Annotated in this window: 17 protein-coding genes; 10 read left to right on the top strand and 7 right to left on the bottom strand. The window is 63.7% G+C overall.

All coding sequences use genetic code 11. From position 1 onward, the window contains the following. Positions 1 to 477: 477 nt before the first annotated feature. Positions 478 to 3156, top strand: a complete 2679-nt coding sequence (gene leuS, locus G9463_RS13055; protein WP_165896922.1) for a leucine--tRNA ligase — start codon at positions 478 to 480, stop codon at positions 3154 to 3156. Here leuS and G9463_RS13050 read toward each other — a convergent pair whose 3' ends face one another. Together G9463_RS13050 and G9463_RS13045 are read right to left on the bottom strand one after the other, a co-directional pair. After that, positions 3157 to 3606 (bottom strand): DUF123 domain-containing protein, encoded by a 450-nt coding sequence (locus tag G9463_RS13050; RefSeq protein WP_165896921.1) that lies wholly within the window; start codon positions 3604 to 3606, stop codon positions 3157 to 3159. Positions 3607 to 3612: 6 nt separating this feature from the next. Further along, entirely contained in the window at positions 3613 to 3903 is a 291-nt protein-coding gene (locus G9463_RS13045; protein WP_127013964.1) for a hypothetical protein, read from the bottom strand. 90 nt (positions 3904 to 3993) lie between these two features. Between G9463_RS13045 and G9463_RS13040 the strand changes: the two genes are divergently transcribed. The 5 genes from G9463_RS13040 (at position 3994) to G9463_RS13020 (ending at position 7139) form a co-directional block, all read left to right on the top strand. After that, on the top strand, positions 3994 to 4626 hold the full coding sequence (locus G9463_RS13040; protein ID WP_049919138.1) for a rhomboid family intramembrane serine protease: 633 nt from the start codon (positions 3994 to 3996) through the stop codon (positions 4624 to 4626). 98 nt (positions 4627 to 4724) lie between these two features. Continuing rightward, positions 4725 to 6176, top strand: coding sequence for a lamin tail domain-containing protein (locus G9463_RS13035; protein WP_165896920.1), 1452 nt, complete (start codon positions 4725 to 4727; stop codon positions 6174 to 6176). Further along, the gene (locus tag G9463_RS13030; protein ID WP_165896919.1) at positions 6176 to 6460 is read left to right on the top strand and encodes a DUF3006 domain-containing protein; all 285 of its coding nucleotides are present in this window, start codon (positions 6176 to 6178) and stop codon (positions 6458 to 6460) included. Before G9463_RS13035 ends, G9463_RS13030 begins: the two co-directional genes overlap by 1 nt. A gap of 60 nt (positions 6461 to 6520) precedes the next feature. Beyond that, positions 6521 to 6688, top strand: a complete 168-nt coding sequence (locus G9463_RS13025) for a hypothetical protein (RefSeq protein WP_004959785.1) — start codon at positions 6521 to 6523, stop codon at positions 6686 to 6688. Between the two features lie 145 nt (positions 6689 to 6833). Next, entirely contained in the window at positions 6834 to 7139 is a 306-nt protein-coding gene (locus G9463_RS13020) for a hypothetical protein (RefSeq protein WP_370457915.1), read from the top strand. 96 nt (positions 7140 to 7235) lie between these two features. Here G9463_RS13020 and G9463_RS13015 read toward each other — a convergent pair whose 3' ends face one another. Together G9463_RS13015 and G9463_RS13010 are read right to left on the bottom strand one after the other, a co-directional pair. After that, positions 7236 to 7973, bottom strand: coding sequence for a ribonuclease H-like domain-containing protein (locus G9463_RS13015; RefSeq protein ID WP_007189534.1), 738 nt, complete (start codon positions 7971 to 7973; stop codon positions 7236 to 7238). A gap of 85 nt (positions 7974 to 8058) precedes the next feature. Further along, positions 8059 to 8223 (bottom strand): hypothetical protein, encoded by a 165-nt coding sequence (locus tag G9463_RS13010; RefSeq protein ID WP_161618944.1) that lies wholly within the window; start codon positions 8221 to 8223, stop codon positions 8059 to 8061. Positions 8224 to 8370: 147 nt separating this feature from the next. Between G9463_RS13010 and G9463_RS13005 the strand changes: the two genes are divergently transcribed. Beyond that, the gene (locus G9463_RS13005) at positions 8371 to 8745 is read left to right on the top strand and encodes a universal stress protein (RefSeq protein ID WP_165896917.1); all 375 of its coding nucleotides are present in this window, start codon (positions 8371 to 8373) and stop codon (positions 8743 to 8745) included. Here the strand turns inward: G9463_RS13005 and G9463_RS13000 are convergent. Genes G9463_RS13000 through G9463_RS12990 form a run of 3 tightly spaced genes read right to left on the bottom strand, consistent with a single transcriptional unit; the run spans position 8742 to position 10599 of the window. Continuing rightward, positions 8742 to 9470: a ParA family protein gene (locus G9463_RS13000; protein WP_165896916.1), complete on the bottom strand. Its 729-nt coding sequence runs from the start codon at positions 9468 to 9470 to the stop codon at positions 8742 to 8744. The two genes, G9463_RS13005 and G9463_RS13000, sit on opposite strands and share 4 nt — an antisense overlap. A 42-nt stretch (positions 9471 to 9512) precedes the next feature. Continuing rightward, the gene (locus tag G9463_RS12995; protein ID WP_004959776.1) at positions 9513 to 9941 is read right to left on the bottom strand and encodes an HIT family protein; all 429 of its coding nucleotides are present in this window, start codon (positions 9939 to 9941) and stop codon (positions 9513 to 9515) included. A 34-nt stretch (positions 9942 to 9975) separates the two neighbouring features. Further along, the gene (locus G9463_RS12990) at positions 9976 to 10599 is read right to left on the bottom strand and encodes a uracil-DNA glycosylase family protein (protein ID WP_049939030.1); all 624 of its coding nucleotides are present in this window, start codon (positions 10597 to 10599) and stop codon (positions 9976 to 9978) included. 100 nt (positions 10600 to 10699) lie between these two features. Here G9463_RS12990 and G9463_RS12985 point away from each other — a divergent pair, with 100 nt between their 5' ends. The 3 genes from G9463_RS12985 to G9463_RS12975 all read left to right on the top strand — a co-directional run bounded on the left by G9463_RS12985 (position 10700) and on the right by G9463_RS12975 (position 15773). Next, on the top strand, positions 10700 to 10891 hold the full coding sequence (locus G9463_RS12985) for a hypothetical protein (RefSeq protein ID WP_049919134.1): 192 nt from the start codon (positions 10700 to 10702) through the stop codon (positions 10889 to 10891). 52 nt (positions 10892 to 10943) lie between these two features. Further along, entirely contained in the window at positions 10944 to 14147 is a 3204-nt protein-coding gene (ileS, locus tag G9463_RS12980) for an isoleucine--tRNA ligase (RefSeq protein WP_165896915.1), read from the top strand. A 270-nt stretch (positions 14148 to 14417) separates the two neighbouring features. Further along, positions 14418 to 15773: a methyl-accepting chemotaxis protein gene (locus tag G9463_RS12975; protein WP_004959767.1), complete on the top strand. Its 1356-nt coding sequence runs from the start codon at positions 14418 to 14420 to the stop codon at positions 15771 to 15773. The last annotated feature ends 42 nt before the right edge of the window (positions 15774 to 15815 follow it).

The following is a 15815-nucleotide window of genomic DNA, read 5'->3' as shown; positions in this document are numbered from 1 at the left end:
CTTCTCTGGACTTGTTTCTGCCCGCAGCAGTTGATCGAATGCGAACAGCCAGAAAGCCCCTGCCGTCTCGGCTCCCGCGACTCGCTGTCGTCCGAAAACCGGAGATTTTCGTGATCACGAGAGAGCTTCGCTCTCTCGAACGACGCCCCGGTAGGTGCTTGCGTCGTCGGGGTTCGCCGAGACGGCAGCCCCTTTCAGTCCCACCCGTAGATGGTTGCCCAAACTATGCTGGGTGGGACTGAAAGGGGCGGCTGGCTGAACGACGGCGGACGAAGCAAGGACCGCAACGCAGTGAGGACCGCAGCGAGGCCCCCGAGTTCAGCCAGGGCGAGAGCTTCGCTCTCGCGGGCAATCGGACGCTGCGCGTCCGATGACAGCCGGGGCTTTCTGGCTGTACACAACCACTGTCTCACTACGACTCGCCACCTTTTCTAGCCGAACACTGATGTGCGCGGCAAGCACAGGACGAGATAGCAAATGTCGCGCCGATATGACCACGCTCGGGTTCAGGAGTACTGGCAGCAGGCCTGGGAGCGAGAGGGCGTTTTCGAATGCCCGACCGACGCTACGGACCCGACGTACGTGCTGGGAATGTTTCCCTACACCTCCGGCTCGTTGCATATGGGGCACATCAGAAACTACGCCATTACCGACGCCTACACCCGGTATCGGCGGATGGCCGGTGACGAGGTGCTTCACCCGATGGGGTGGGACGCCTTCGGCCTGCCGGCGGAGAACGCGGCCTACAAACGGGACACTGACCCCGAATCCTGGACCCGAACCTGTATCGACCAGATGAAAGACGACCTCCGGGAGATGGGCTTTGGCTACGACTGGTCCCGGGAAATCACTACCTGCGACCCCGACTACTACCAGTGGAACCAGTGGCTGTTCACCCAGTTCTACGATGAGGGGCTGGTCGACTACGGCGCGGCGACGGTGAACTGGTGTCCGGACTGTGAGACAGTGCTTGCTGACGCGCAGGTCGAAACGCCGCCGGAAGCCGATGAAGGCGAAACGACTGCTGGCACTGGCCACAGCCACACCCACGGTGGCGGTGTCTGCTGGCGCTGTGGAACGGACGTCGAGCAGCGTGACCTGGACCAGTGGTTCTTCGCCATCACCGACTACGCCGAGGAGCTGTATCACGGACTGGACGATCTGGAGGGATGGCCCGACGGCGTCCGGGACAGCCAGCGCAACTGGATCGGTCGACAAGAAGGTGCTCGCGTCGCCTTCTCAGTCGGTCACGACGACCACGGGACCGTTGAGGCGTTCACGACGCGGCTCGACACAGTATATGGCGCGACATATCTGGCGCTGTCGCCGGGCCACGACCTCGCCCGGGCGCTGGCCGAGGCGGACGACGATGTCGCCGACTACGTGGAGTCGGTGGCGAGCACGGACGACGCCGGAATGAGCGGCGTCGAGACGGACCTCACCGCGACCCACCCCTACACCGGCGAGGAACTGCCGGTGTACGTCGCGGCGTACGTGCTTGACGACGTGGGCACGGGTGCGGTGATGGGCGTGCCGGCTCACAACGAACAGGACCACGCCTTCGCCGACGAACACGACCTGCCCGTCGAGCAGGCTGTCGAACCGGTCGACGGCAGCGGAACGGACCTGCCACACGCACCCTACACCGGCGACGGGATGCTCATGGACAGTGGCGAGTACGACGGCCTCGCCAGTTCCGCCGCCCGCGAGCGCCTGCGCGAGCACGAGGCCGCCGAGTCCGCGGTGACCTACCGCCTGCGGGACTGGCTCATCTCGCGGCAGCGCTACTGGGGGACGCCGATCCCCATCGTCCACTGCGACGACTGCGGTCACGTTCCGGTCCCCGAGGAGGACCTCCCGGTGGAACTGCCCGACTACGTCCAGACGACGGGGAACCCACTCGACGCCGCAGAGGAGTGGAAACAGACGAGCTGTCCCGACTGCGGGGCCGACGCGGTGCGGGAGACGGACACGATGGACACGTTTGTCGACTCCTCGTGGTACTTCCTCAGATATCTTTCGCCGCACTTCGCGGACGCGCCCTTCGACCAGAAAACCGCCGACGAGTGGCTCCCGGTCGACGTGTACGTCGGCGGCGAGGAACACGCAGTGCTGCACCTCCTCTATATACGCTTTTTCACCCGCGCGCTGTCGGACATCGGCCTGCTGGACCGGGAAGAACCGGTCGAGCGGCTCATCAATCAGGGCACAGTGCTTCACAGCGGCGAGAAGATGTCCAAATCGAAGGGCAACGACATCGCGCCCCACGAGTACGGGGCCGAGACGACGCGGCTGTTTGTCCTCTCGGCGGCCCACCCCTCGCAGGACTTCGAGTGGACCGTGAAGGACGTCTCCACGGCCTACGACTTCCAGCAGACGCTGTATCGCCTTGTCACGGAATACACCGACCGAACGGAGACACGGACCGAGAGCACCGACCACGACGCGTACTTAGAGCGGGAAATCGACCGGACTATCGCGGCCGTTACCGAGGAGTACGACCGCTTTCGCTTCCATCGCGTTATCGGCGAGATACAGCGCTTCGCCCGCCTACTGGGGCGCTACGCGGGCTACGACCGTCCCTACCAGTTCGCCTACAGCCGCGGCTTGCGTGTGCTCGCTGGCCTAGTTGCCCCGATCGCGCCGTTCCTCGCCGAGGAGATGTGGCAGCTGCTCGACGAGGACGGCCTCGTCGCCGAGAGCCGGTGGCCAGAACCGCTCCGTGACGTGGACGATTACCGCATCGAGCGGCAGGTCGTCCGGCGGACGCTCGACGACGTGCGCGAAATCACGGAGGTCGTCGACATCGACGAACCGAACGAGGTCGAACTCGTCGTCGCCGCCGACTGGAAGTACCGCGCCTACGAAATCGCCCGCGAGTCTGACCCCGACGACGCCATCGTCGGCGAAATCATGGCCGACGAGGGTATCAAGCAGCACGGCGACACGGCCGCTGATTTCGCCGACCGGTTGGCCGACCGCGGGGCAGGGCTCGAACCGATTATCAACGGCGAGCGCGAACTCGACACGCTCCAGCAGGCCGCGTGGCTGTTCGAAGATGAGTTCGGCTGTGACGTCGTCGTCCGGCGGGCCGCACCCGACGACGACCTCGCGGCAAAAGCGCGACCGAACAAGCCCGCGATTCACATCTCCTGACTACTCTGTCGCGGCTGTTGTCTCCTCTTGAGCGGCCTCGTGGGCAGCAGTCACCGCGCCGACAAGTTTCTCCTGCTGTTCGTGGTGTATCAGGTGTGAGCGACAGTCACAGTCAGAACAGCCGAAGGCGTCGATACGGTCGAACCCCGCCGCTGTCGGTCCGTCGACCCGCTTGGCGACGGCGCATTCGATATCGGCTTCGGTCGTGACGACCCGGGCGATGGTCGTCGCCGCGTCGCCGAGTAGATAGTCGATGTGCCAGTGCCGGGTGTCGTTGTCGCCTTCGGCGACGGCGCGGTGGCGGTCGATGCGCCCGAAGCCGCCGCTGCCCAGCGCACTCCCGGTGTAGGCGTACCAGCCCGCCGGGAACTCGATTTCGCCCAGCGCGCCGACCTCGATTGGCCTGCTGGTGTCCCGTTCGAGAACCAGCGTGTAGGTTCCGCCAGGCATGTCCCTTCAGGTCCCGATATCGGGGTCAGCGGCGAGTTCGCCGAACCCGTCGATACGGAACGGCCGGGAGTCGGTGCAGTCCTCATTTTCAGCGGCGAGTTCGCCGATGACCCAGTTGAACTGGCGGTCGAACCCGTCGTAAGGCGCGTCCGCGAGCAGGTCGGTGACGCGGTCGCTCGTCAGATCCTCGTCGTACTCCTCGGCGAAGTCGGCGATGTTCTCGGCGGCCGTCTGTGCGATTTCGTCATCGGTCTCGTCTGCGAACGCCGTGGTGAGGGCGTCGGTCAGTTCGGACATACGCGACATAACGCGACGATGCCACCTATGCGTTCTGAAACGGAGGGCTGTCCGAGCGTTTCTTGTGTTGAGAGCGACAATATCGGCACAATGAAGCCGTTGCGACAAAGCCCAACCGTGGTCACGCTGGCGGTCATCGGTGCTGTGTTCCTCGCACAGCAGGCCGTCGGCGTGGTGACCGCCCCGCGGAGCCTGTTCGCCCTCTCGCCCCCGCTGTTCAGTCGTCCCTGGACACTCGTCACCAGCGTGTACGCACATGCTGGCCTGTCGCATCTCATCGCAAACGCCGTCGGAGTGGCGCTCGCCGGTGTCGTCCTCGAACGCCGGACGTCGCCGCTCCGATTCCACGCCTTCTTCCTCTCGACCGGCGCACTCGCCGGCGTCTCGCAGGTCTCGATTGCCAGCCTTGTCGGCCCGCTCGTTCCTGGGATGGTCAGCCACGTCTCCGTCCTCGGGGCCAGCGGCGCGGTGTTTGCGCTCTTTGGCTATCTGCTCGCCGCAAACCGCCTGACTGACACTGTCATCGGTGGGTTCGAACTCGCGCCGCGCGTCCAGTTGGCGCTGGCCGGCGGCGTCGCCGCGGCGATCACGCTCGCGACCGCGAACCCCGGCGTCGCGCTCATCGCACACTTCACCGGCCTTTTGTTGGGGTTCCTCGCCGGGCGCGTCCACCTGCTGCGACCGACGGACTCGCCACAGACGCCCGAGACCGCGAACTACTGACCGGCGTGCCGTCGTTCTGAGCTAGCGACGATATGCCCTGTCCCGTGGCACGTAGTTGGTAAGTGGTACCAAATAACTCGGCCACGTAGACAGACGGAATGGTACGGAGTCCCCGTGTCGAGTCCTTGGCAGTCGCGGCGCTACTGGTGCTTGCCGGCTGTGGCGGGTTCGTGGCAAACGGCGTGGACGGCGGTGCGGACCTGTCGACCGCCACGGAGACGGCGACCCCGCCGACTGCAACGCCGGACGCCGGTTCCCCGGGCGCAGCGAACGGGACGTTAGAGGTCCACTTCATCAACGTCGGCCAGTCGGTGGCGACCCTGCTGGTCAGCCCAGACAACGAGACGATGCTCATCGACTCCGGGGACTTCACCGACGACGGCGAGTACGTCCTCCAGTACCTCGACCGGCAGGGCATCGACCGCATAGACCACTTCGTCGTCTCGCACAACGACGCCGACCACATTGGTGGTAATGCGGCCGTCATCAGGCACTACGAGACCGAGAAAAGCGGCGTCGGTGCGGTGTACGACCCCGGTATCGCCGCGAGCACGCAGACCTACGAGCGGTACCTCGACGCCGTCGAAGCCCACAACGTGACGCTGTACGAAACGCGCGAGGGCGACCGGATTCCGTTTTCCGGCGTCGAGACGACCGTGCTCGGCCCGCCGGAGCCGTATCTGGAAAACGCGGCGCGAAACGAGAACAGCATCGTCCTCCGAATCGAGCACGGCGAGATGAGCTTTCTCTTTACCGGCGATGCGGAGGACGACCAGGAGGCGTATCTCGTCGATACCTACGGAGCGGCGCTCAGGGCCACCGTACTGAAAGCCGGCCACCACGGCAGCGCGTCAAGCACGAGCGGGCCGCTACTTGACGCCGTCGACCCCCGGACCGTAGTGGTCTCGAGCGCCTACGATTCGCAGTACGGCCATCCGAACAACGAGACGCTCCAGCGCCTTACGGCGCGTTCGGTTCCGGCATACTGGACCGCAACCCACGGGGACACCGTCTTGACTAGCAACGGGACCGCTGTGACCGTCAGCACGCAGCGGGCAGCGCCGACCGACCCGCTGTCACTCCGCACCGGGGACCCGATTGCGCCGGGTGCGACCGAACCGGTTACGCCGCGAGCGACCTACCTGCCCCGCTCGTCTCCGCGGACTGATACACCGGGCCCAACCGCAACTGACGGTGGAACGCCCGCCGAGAACACAAGTGGCGACCTGATTATCGACCGGGTGCGCGCCGATGCGGCGGGCGACGACCGGGACAACCTCAACGACGAGTACGTCGTGTTCCGGAACGCGGGCGCGGAGCCGCTGGAAATGGGCGGCTGGACGGTCAGCGATGACGCCGACCACAGCTACACCGTCCCCGACGGATTCACTCTCGGCCCGGACGAAACCGTGACGCTGCACACCGGCAGCGGCACCGACACGGACACCGATCTTTACTGGGGGTCGGGGCGTCCGATATGGAACAACGGCGGCGACACAGTCACTGTGACCGACGCCGACAACGAGACCATACTGAAACGGAGCTACTAATGCTACCTGACGGAACCTACACCGCCGTCGTCGACCGGATCGAAGACGGGATCGCCACGCTGGAAGTGGACACCGAGGCCGGACTGTCTGCCCTCGACATTGCGGCGACCGAACTGCCGACCGAGGCGCGGACGGCCGACGTGGTTCTGGAAATCACTGTTGCAGACGCGGCGCTTGCGGATGTAATCCATGAGCCCGACGAAACCGATAACCGGGCGAGCGAGACACAGCGTCGGTTCGACCGATTATCCGAGCGGCCGCCACAGGACAGCGACGACACGTAAACGTGCCGCACACTCCGTAGGAGCCTGATAACAATATGTATTGAGTGCGTAGGTCGATGCATGTGGGACAGTGACACAGAAACGGTTGACCCACCGCTCGGGCAGTGTCCTGCCTGTGACGTGACGATTCCCGCAGCGAATCTCGTCATCGCGTACGATAGGGCCGGCGACTGGCCGCGGATGCTCGCCGCGTGCCCGGATTGTGGGGACGCCGTGAATCCAGTGTAATTCCTGTCACAAAATGACAGTACCTGTGGACGTGAATACACATAGACGCGCTGGCGCGGTCGTCTATCTGTGTAGTGACCATCGATTAGGTGCGGTATACTGTTGATTCGATTAATGATACCGAGGCCAGACAGGGGGAGTGAGGGTGGGGTCATCAAGCGGTGATAGCCCTCCGCTCCCGCACCGGAGCGACGCCGACAGACTGCGACTGACAGACCTCGGTCAATACCTCGATACGCTTGTGTTTGCGGCTCGCGGGGTCTGGACCGTGACACTCGTCGGTGTCCGACCGTTTGCGTTCTGGGGTGCGGTATTGCTGCCGCTGCTGTATCTCCCGTCGCTCTACGGCATCGGTACGGGGCAGAATACGGCGCTGTTCTTTGACCTCGTTGTCTGGCACGTGGCTTCTATCGTCCTCGGCCACGGCCACACGCCGTTTTGGAGTCGATAGCTCGGTAATACTCCCGCTAACACTCCACGGCTGCCAGCCACCGCCTCCGCTCCACCTGAAACAATGGGGGTGTGGTGACAATTCTCGTCCCTGGAATCAGCCAACAAAAATCTGCTCATCAAGCCGCTCGGTGGCGGTTTCGGCCAGCGTCTTGAGATTCACCGTATCCTCACGGTTGTATGACACCAGTGTTTCGAGTGCACCGTCGCGGCCCTGCTCGTGTTCCCGCCAGAGTCGCACCGCGTCTTGGCCCGAGATGTCCGGCCGGTCCCGCTCGATACCGATGTCCTGCTCGACCTGTTTGAGCCCGCCGGAGAGTCCGATTTTCTTGCAGGTGTACATCAGGTCTAGATGCGGGCGGTCAAGGTCGACATCGAAGTTCGCTTCGAGGAAGGGCACGTCGAAGCGCTTGCCGTTGAACGTCACCAGTAAGTCCGCACCGTCGAACGCGGCCCGGAGGTTCCCGGCGGTCAGGTCGTCACCGGCGATGAGCGTCTGTGTGTCCCCGTCCTGATGGAGGCTCACCGTCGTCACCTGGTTGCGGTCCTGGTCGAGTCCGGTCGTCTCGATGTCGAAGAAGCAGGCCCGTTCACGGAAGGTCTCGTACAGCCGCCAGCGCTCGCTGCTGGGAAACGCGTGGTCAAAATAGGTAACGTCGGTCTCGGCCACCCGGTCCCGTCCCTCGTCGATGAACTGCTGGATGCGGTCGCCGCGCTGGCCGCCGACGACGGACGGTTCGAACTCGTCCCAGTGGGTGACGCCCTGCTCCCAGATGGACCGCTCGGTCTTCTCCCCGACGCCGTCGGTTCCGATGAAACTGTTCTCGACGCGCACGCTCTCGGGTACAGGTTGGGCTGTATGTAAGCCCGTCGGTGCGACTGGAGTCGTGAAGGGCCTGCAACGCGTTCGACTGGCCGGCCTACGTCCCGCACATCGAGAGGATATCGCGATACACGAACTGGTTTTCCAGCGGGACGACGACGGTGCTATCGCAGTTTGCACACGTCGATTGCGGCTGGTCGAACGTCTGCTCGCAAAACGGACAGACGAACACCGACACACCGGTTGGATGGGCGTTGGACATATCTCTCGGTGGGATACCGTGTACGAGTGTTCATCTGCTATACGTATGCGGTGGCTACGAGCCCCTGACTATGTGTATAACATCCCCTGCCGTATGCAGCTACTGACGAGCGAAAGCACGAAGCCGAATGGAACCCATTGACACACAATGACGACGTTCCTGCTCGCCACCAGCTCTGTCCACGTCACCGCAGCCGCCGCTGACTATCTCCAGCACCGCCTCGACCCGGCAGCCGATCACGATATCGTCGTGGTCGCGGTCCGCGACCCCGATGCTCCGTCCCGCGACGCCGGTGACGCCGTCAACGTCGCCCGCTCGCGGCTCGCAGCCTTCATGCCCGCGACGGAGACGCGAGACGGAGCGCCCGTAACGGAGATACTGGCGGCGGTTGACGAGCATGACCCGGACGAACTCCTCATCGGCCCCCACCGTGGGACCGACGACAGCGACGGCGTCGGGTCGATGGCTCGGGACCTCCTGACCAACGTCGACCGCCCCGTTATCGTCCTCCCGCTGCCCTAGCGGGAGAACAGGCCGTCGTCCTCGAAGGTCAGACCGAGGTCGACATCGAGCAGGTCCTCGGCCATCGCGGCGACAGCCGGAGCGATATCCGACCGGGGGTCCGTCGCAAGTGGTCTGGGTGCGCCCGGTCCGATGTGTGGAACGGTGTGTGCCGCGTCTTCGACGGATTCACCGCCATCGCCGTGCACGCGGGTGGCGACAATGGCCGATGCCGGTGCGCCGATGTCACGGAGTCGGCCTCGTTGCCTCGGAAACAGGTCGCTGCCGCGCTGGCTGGCCGGCACTACGAGCGCCCGCCGCTGTGCGGTCGTGGCAGCGGCGACGGCCTGATTCGATGCGATCGGCGGCACATCGAGCAGGACGTGGTCGAACCGGCCGGCTACCTCTTCGATAGCCTGTTCGAGCGCCTGTGCGCTTTCGGCTGACTTCGCTCGCGCGAGGCGCTCAAACGGCGCGTGGGCCGGACAGAGCGCAACCCGCCCGTCGGCGTCGATATCCCACTCGAACAGCGCGTCGTCGACCGGCACGTCGCCGACGGCCACCGCAGTCACGTCGGCGTCGAGCCGCCCGTCGACGTACGTCGCCAGCCCCTGTGTGCCGAAGGCTGCGTCGACGACAGCGACGGACCGCCCACCCCGGGCCAGTGTCGCCGCTGTCTCGACTGTCAGCCTTGTTGTTCCAGCCCCACCAGTACACCCGACGAACGCAAGCGTCGAAACCCCCATGCGTTGCTGTTGGCGTATCTTTCGGTAAAAAGGTGCGGAATTTTACGCTTGCTCAGCGACGATGTCGTTCTCGATGTCGTCCAGTTCGTCGTCAGAAATGTCGGGACGGTCGTTGACCAGCACGTGAATCGGGCGGCCGCCGTCGTCCTCGAACCGCGGGATAATGTGGCCGTGGACGTGGGGGACCTCCTGACCGGCCACCTCACCGTTGTTGAACGCAACCGTGCTGGCGGGGGCGTCGACGGCGGACTCGACGGCGGGGACGAGTTCGTGCAACGTCGACATGACTGCACTCGCCACATCGGCGGGCGTGTCGTTCAGCCGCTCGTGGTGGGCCTTCGGAATGACGAGCGTGTGGCCTGGCGAGAGCGGATTGGCGTCCAGAAACGCCAGCACGGTGTCGTCCTCGTAGACGGTGCGGCCGGGGATGTCGCCGGCAACGATCTGACAGAAGATGCAGTCCTCGCTCATGGTCGTCCCTGCGTCCGGCGGTCACAAGAAGGTTCTAGGTGTCGGCGACACCGGCGACCGCGTCCGTGAGAGCGTCGACATACGTCTCGCGGTCGTAGCCCAGCCGCGAGAGCCAGACTTCCTGATACGACGGGTGGAGCAGCGGAACCACGGGCACGCCCAGCGCCTCGCTTCGGCGGGGGTCGAGCACGCTGTCGAGGAAGCCGTCAAGCGACTCGCCGTCCAGCGCCAGTACTGTCTTCGTCGCGTGTTTCCCGGTCGCCACGACCGCAGTCGGCTCGATCGCCTCGACTTCTTCGACGAGGTAGGGCCGGCAGTTCGCCAGTTCCGCATCGGTCGGGTCGCGGTTCCCCGGCGGGTGGCACTTCACGGCGTTGGTGTAGTAGCAGTCGTCGTGACTGAACCCGGCGTCGGTGAGCAGGTCGCGGACCTTCCGGCCGGAACGCCGTGACGTGTAGGCCATCCCGGTCAGATTGCCGCCCTGCCAGTGCTCGGCCTCGGAGTCGCCCTCGGCTGGGGCCTCGCCGACTACCACGAGGTCGGCGTCCAGCGGACCGTTGCCCCACGAGATGCAGGTCCGGCTCTCGGCGAGTTCAGGGCAACGCCGACAGTCCGCTGTGAGGGTGTTTCGCTCCGCTCCGTCCGGAAACGTTGGCACATCTGTGGTAAGGGCTGTGCGTGGCAAGTCGGTGGCGGTACCGACGTACTGTCTGGGCCACCACAAGACGTTTATCGCCGGTGGCCGCTCCAGCATCTGTATGCCCTCCTACGAGTACCGCACTATCGAGGTTGACAGTGATGTCATGATCGCCGGACTCGGCGGCGAGGTCACGCCGCCGATCGAGCAACTGAACGAACTTGGAGCCGAGGGGTGGCATGTCGCCGCTCCGCTCACGGACAAGACCGGCGAGACGGTCAGCTTGCTCCTTCAGCGTGAGCGCGAGCGCTGAACGGCACACATACAACCGATTGTCCTTTATTGGAGGCGGCGAATGTGGCGGTATGGAACGTTTCGCCGCTGTCGATGACCAGTACGACCCCGACGCCGTCGAGGACGGCGTCTTCGAGTACTGGGACGACGTCGACGCCTACGAGCAGACGAAGGCCCACCGGGCCGACGGCGAGGACTACTTTTTCGTCGACGGACCGCCCTACACCTCCGGCGCGGCCCACATGGGAACGACGTGGAACAAGACCCTGAAGGACTGTTACATCCGCTACCTGCGGATGCAGGGCTACAACGTCACTGACCGGCCGGGCTATGACATGCACGGGCTCCCCATCGAGACGAAAGTCGAGGAGCGCCTCGACTTCGAGAACAAGAAAGACATCGAGCAGTTCGGCGAGGAGAACTTCATCGAGGAGTGCAAAGACTTCGCCGAGGAGCAACTCGAAGGCCTCCAGACGGACTTTCAGGATTTCGGCGTCTGGATGGACTGGGACGACCCGTACAAGACGGTCAACCCGGAGTATATGGAGGCCGCCTGGTGGGGCTTCCAGCAGGCTCACGAGCGCGACCTCGTCGAACAGGGCCAGCGCTCCATCAACCAGTGCCCGCGCTGTGAGACCGGCATCGCAAACAACGAGGTCGAGTACCACGACGTGGGCAAGCCGTCGATTTACGTGAAGTTCCCGCTGGCGGAACAGGATGGCAGTCTGGTCATCTGGACGACGACGCCCTGGACAATCGTCGCCAACACCTTCGTCGCCGCCGACGGTGACCTCGAATACGTGGGCGTCGACGCCGAGAAAGACGGCGACACCGAACGCCTCTATCTCGCCGAGGCCTGTGTCGAGGATGTACTGAAGGCCGGCCGGTACGACGACTACGAGGTCGTCGAGGAACTGTCCGGCGAGGAGATGGTCGGCTGGGCGTACGAGCACCCGCTGGCCGAGAAAGTGCCGGACCACGCCCAAGGCGAGGGCTCTGGGCAGGTGTACACCGCCGACTACGTCGAGGCCGACCGCACAGGCCTCGTCCACTCCGCGCCCGGCCACGGTGAGGAGGACTTCGAGCGCGGACAGGAACTCGACCTCGAAATCTTCTGTCCGGTCGGGAGCGACGGCGTTTACACCGACGACGCGGGCAAGTACGCCGGGACGTTCGTCCGCGACGCCAACGACGAGGTCATCGACGACCTCGACGAGAACGGTGTCCTGCTCTCCAGTGAATCTGGCCACACCGTCCGCGAAGGGCAGTGCTGGCGCTGTGACACCGACATCGTCCGTATCGTTACCGACCAGTGGTTCATCACGGTGACTGACATCAAGGACGAACTGATGGCGAACATCGAGGACAGCGAGTGGTACCCGCAGTGGGCCCGCGATAACCGCTTCCGGGACTTCGTTGAGGACGCGCCGGACTGGAACGTCTCGCGGCAGCGCTACTGGGGCATCCCGATCCCCATCTGGCTCCCTGAAGACTGGTCCGGTGACATGGACGACGCCATCGTCGTCGGCGACCGCGAGGAACTCGCCGAGCGGGTCGACCAGGACATCGACCCCGAAAACGTCGACCTCCACAAGGGCACGGTCGACGACCTCACCATCACCGAGGACAGCACGACCTACACCCGTGTCGGCGACGTGTTCGACGTCTGGCTCGACTCCTCCGTCGCGACGTGGGGGACCGTCAACTACCCCGAGCAGACGGAGGACTTCGATGAACTGTGGCCCGCCGACCTCATCATGGAGGCCCACGACCAGACCCGCGGGTGGTTCTGGTCTCAGCTGGGCATGAGCACCGCCGCGACCGGCGAAATACCGTACAAGCAGGTGCTGATGCACGGCTACGCCAACATGCCCGACGGCCGTGGGATGTCCAAGTCCAAAGGCGTCCTCATCGACCCCCACGAGGTCATCGAGAAGCACGGCCGCGACCCGATGCGGCTGTTCCTGCTATCGGTGACTGCTCAGGGCGAGGACATGAACTTCTCCTGGGAGGAAACCGCCGAGATGCAACGGCGGCTGAACATCCTCTGGAACGTCGCCCGGTTCCCGCTGCCGTACATGCGCGCCGATGACTTCGACCCCGAGGAAACGACGGTCGAGGACCTCCGCGACGACCTCGAACTCGTCGACGAGTGGGTGCTCTCCCGGCTCCAGAGCGTCACCGAGGCGATGACCGACTCGATGGACGACTTCGAGAACGACAAGGCGGTCGACGAACTGCTCGAGTTCGTCGTTGAGGACGTCTCTCGCTTCTACATTCAGGTCGTCCGCGAGCGGATGTGGGAGGAGGAAGACAGCGCCTCGAAGCAGGCGGCCTACGCCACCCTCTATCGCGTGCTCGAATCCGTGGCCGCGCTGTTTGCTCCGTTCACGCCGTTCGTCGCCGAGCAGGTGTACGGCGCACTCACCGGCGACGCCGGCCACCCGACGGTCCACATGTGCGACTGGCCCGAGGTCGACGCTGACCTGCACGACCCGGCGCTCGAACGGGAAATCGAAGTCGTTCGCGAGGTCGAGGAAGCGGGTTCGAACGCTCGCCAGCAGGCCGAGCGCAAACTCCGCTGGCCCGTCACCCGTGTCGTCGTCGACGTGGACAGCGACGACGTGGCCGACGCCGTTCGAGCCCAAGAAGCAATCATCGCCGACCGGCTCAACGCCCGCGCCGTCGAGGTTGTCGGCGCTGACGACGAGTGGGGCGAACTCCAGTACTCCGCCGAGGCCGACATGAGCGAACTCGGCCCGGCCTTCGGCGACGACGCCGGCCGCGTCATGAACGCGCTCAACGAGGCCCGCGTCGCCGAGCAGTCACTCGATACCCTCGAAGGTACGGTACGCGAGGCGCTCGGTGAGGACGTCGACCTCACCGAGGAGATGGTCGCGTTCCGCCGTGAGACGCCCGAGGGCGTCACCGGGACGGAGTTCGCCGCGCTCGACGGCGGCGGCGTCGTCTACGTCGACACCGCGCTCACCGAGGACATCGAGAGCGAGGGGTACGCCCGCGAGGTCATCCGCCGAATCCAGGAGATGCGCAAAGACCTCGAACTGGACATCGAGGCGCGCATTGTCGTGGACCTGACAATCGACGACGAGCGCGTGGATTCGCTGGTCCGCGAGCACGAGGCCCTCATCAAAGAGGAGGTTCGCGCTGACGAGCTAGACGGCGTCGAGGACGGCCATCGGAAGACATGGGAGGTCGAAGGTACCGAGATGGAAATCGCGATTGTAGCGGTGGCAGCTACGGAAGCGTCGGACTGACGGCCGGTAGCTGCCACTTTCGGCGAGCGATCACGCAGTATCGGTTGTGCTGTACAGCGGAGCGATCCGAATAGTTCTTGATTCAGGTCTGTACCTACACTTGCTTATACAGAACGCTATACTTACTGAGAATTGGGGACACCGTCGAAGCGAAAACTGTCTACAGTAACCTGAAGTAACGGCCAGCGGGTTTTTTGAGGTTCTCATAAAATATCGTTTGTTGAAATCCCACGCCGTAATTTATGTAAATGAGTACACTATGGACAGACAGTGCAGAGTAATACGTCAGACTCAGGCGATTACACGCTTGGACCGTCAATTTCTGAAGCTGTCACGGAAGAAGAGCGGTTACGCGCGGAACGCGACCACTGGAAACACCTGTTCGATCAGCTTGTCGAACAGTTCCCGGAGCCGGCTCTCGCTGTCGATAATGACGGGCTGCTGACTCACTGGAATGACGTCCAAGCTGAATTTCACGGCGTTGATTCCGAGGTAGCGAAAGGAGAAGTCGCACACGAGATTATCGGAACCGACGACGTGACTGAAACGCTTGCTGAGGAAGTCACACGAACCGGCGAACCGGTACGGGAAACAGATGTTCGGTCCGGGACCCATGACGACGGAACGAACTGGCACGTCAGGGCAACCGCTGTCCCGCTTGTTTCACCGACCGGCGACGTCGTCGGTGCCTTCGAGTATGTAAGTCGTGTGACGGATCTCGTCGAGCAGCGGAAATCGATGCGGACGGTACAGAAGCAGGTTCAGGGCGAACTCGAAACGACGGTGACGGACCTGGAGTCGGCGGCTGAACAGGTCACGACGAACGCAGAGGAGATCGCAGACATTGCCGACGAAGAAGCAGCGCACATCGACGATGTCGATGACGAAATACAGACGCTTAGTGCGACGACTGAAGAAGTGGCCTCTAGCGTCGAAACGATCAGCACACAGGGCGAGGAAGCGGAGACGCTCGCCGAAGAGTCGGAGGATGCGACCGAAGAACTTCTAGAGACACTGAACACAGTCACCGCAGCCAGCGAGCAGATGGCGGCGGACGCGGATAGCCTCGCGTCCCGTGTCGATGAAATCGATGCGGTCGTCACGACGATCAACGACTTGGCTGAGCAGACAAATATGCTGGCGCTAAACGCGTCAATAGAGGCCGCTAGGGCGGGTGAAGAGGGCGATGGGTTTGCGGTCGTTGCAGATGAGGTGAAAACGCTTGCCACAGAATCGCAGGCCGAAGCAGAACGTATTGATGAGCTGGTTTCTGATATCGCGGAGATCGCGTCGCAAACTGTCGACAGTGTTCAGCAAACCACGGGGCGTATTGCTGAAATAGAACGGCAGACGCGAAACGTCTCCGAGAATCAGCAACGCATACAGTCGTCGATCTCTGACATTGCTGGCCAACTGAACCAAATCGCTGATGCGACGGACGACCAGGCCGCAAGCGCCGAGGAAATCGCCGCGTTACTGGACACGACTGTCGACGGTGTCCAACAGGTAGCCACTGAAGTTGCGGAGCTTGCAAAAGCGAACAAGCGACAGACTACACAGGTCACACAGATCCGGGAAAGCGTCGCATCTCTAGAGGAAAATCTTAGTACTGTTGTCGACGACTAGCGAGACTGTTTCTTTCGCTGTCGTTGTGACAGCGTCAGAGAC

Origin of the sequence: Haloarcula sp. JP-Z28, assembly GCF_011440255.1 — an archaeon.
Taxonomy (GTDB): domain Archaea; phylum Halobacteriota; class Halobacteria; order Halobacteriales; family Haloarculaceae; genus Haloarcula; species Haloarcula marismortui.
This window is presented reverse-complemented; position numbering and strand designations above follow the sequence as displayed.

Coding starts and splice junctions, on each gene's coding strand:
- leuS (WP_165896922.1), top strand. CDS start 478: ATGTCGCGCCGATATGACCACGCTCGGGTTCAGGAGTACTGGCAGCAG.
- G9463_RS13050 (WP_165896921.1), bottom strand. CDS start 3,606: ATGCCTGGCGGAACCTACACGCTGGTTCTCGAACGGGACACCAGCAGG.
- G9463_RS13045 (WP_127013964.1), bottom strand. CDS start 3,903: ATGTCCGAACTGACCGACGCCCTCACCACGGCGTTCGCAGACGAGACC.
- G9463_RS13040 (WP_049919138.1), top strand. CDS start 3,994: ATGAAGCCGTTGCGACAAAGCCCAACCGTGGTCACGCTGGCGGTCATC.
- G9463_RS13035 (WP_165896920.1), top strand. CDS start 4,725: ATGGTACGGAGTCCCCGTGTCGAGTCCTTGGCAGTCGCGGCGCTACTG.
- G9463_RS13030 (WP_165896919.1), top strand. CDS start 6,176: ATGCTACCTGACGGAACCTACACCGCCGTCGTCGACCGGATCGAAGAC.
- G9463_RS13025 (WP_004959785.1), top strand. CDS start 6,521: ATGTGGGACAGTGACACAGAAACGGTTGACCCACCGCTCGGGCAGTGT.
- G9463_RS13010 (WP_161618944.1), bottom strand. CDS start 8,223: ATGTCCAACGCCCATCCAACCGGTGTGTCGGTGTTCGTCTGTCCGTTT.
- G9463_RS13005 (WP_165896917.1), top strand. CDS start 8,371: ATGACGACGTTCCTGCTCGCCACCAGCTCTGTCCACGTCACCGCAGCC.
- G9463_RS13000 (WP_165896916.1), bottom strand. CDS start 9,470: ATGGGGGTTTCGACGCTTGCGTTCGTCGGGTGTACTGGTGGGGCTGGA.
- G9463_RS12995 (WP_004959776.1), bottom strand. CDS start 9,941: ATGAGCGAGGACTGCATCTTCTGTCAGATCGTTGCCGGCGACATCCCC.
- G9463_RS12985 (WP_049919134.1), top strand. CDS start 10,700: ATGCCCTCCTACGAGTACCGCACTATCGAGGTTGACAGTGATGTCATG.
- ileS (WP_165896915.1), top strand. CDS start 10,944: ATGGAACGTTTCGCCGCTGTCGATGACCAGTACGACCCCGACGCCGTC.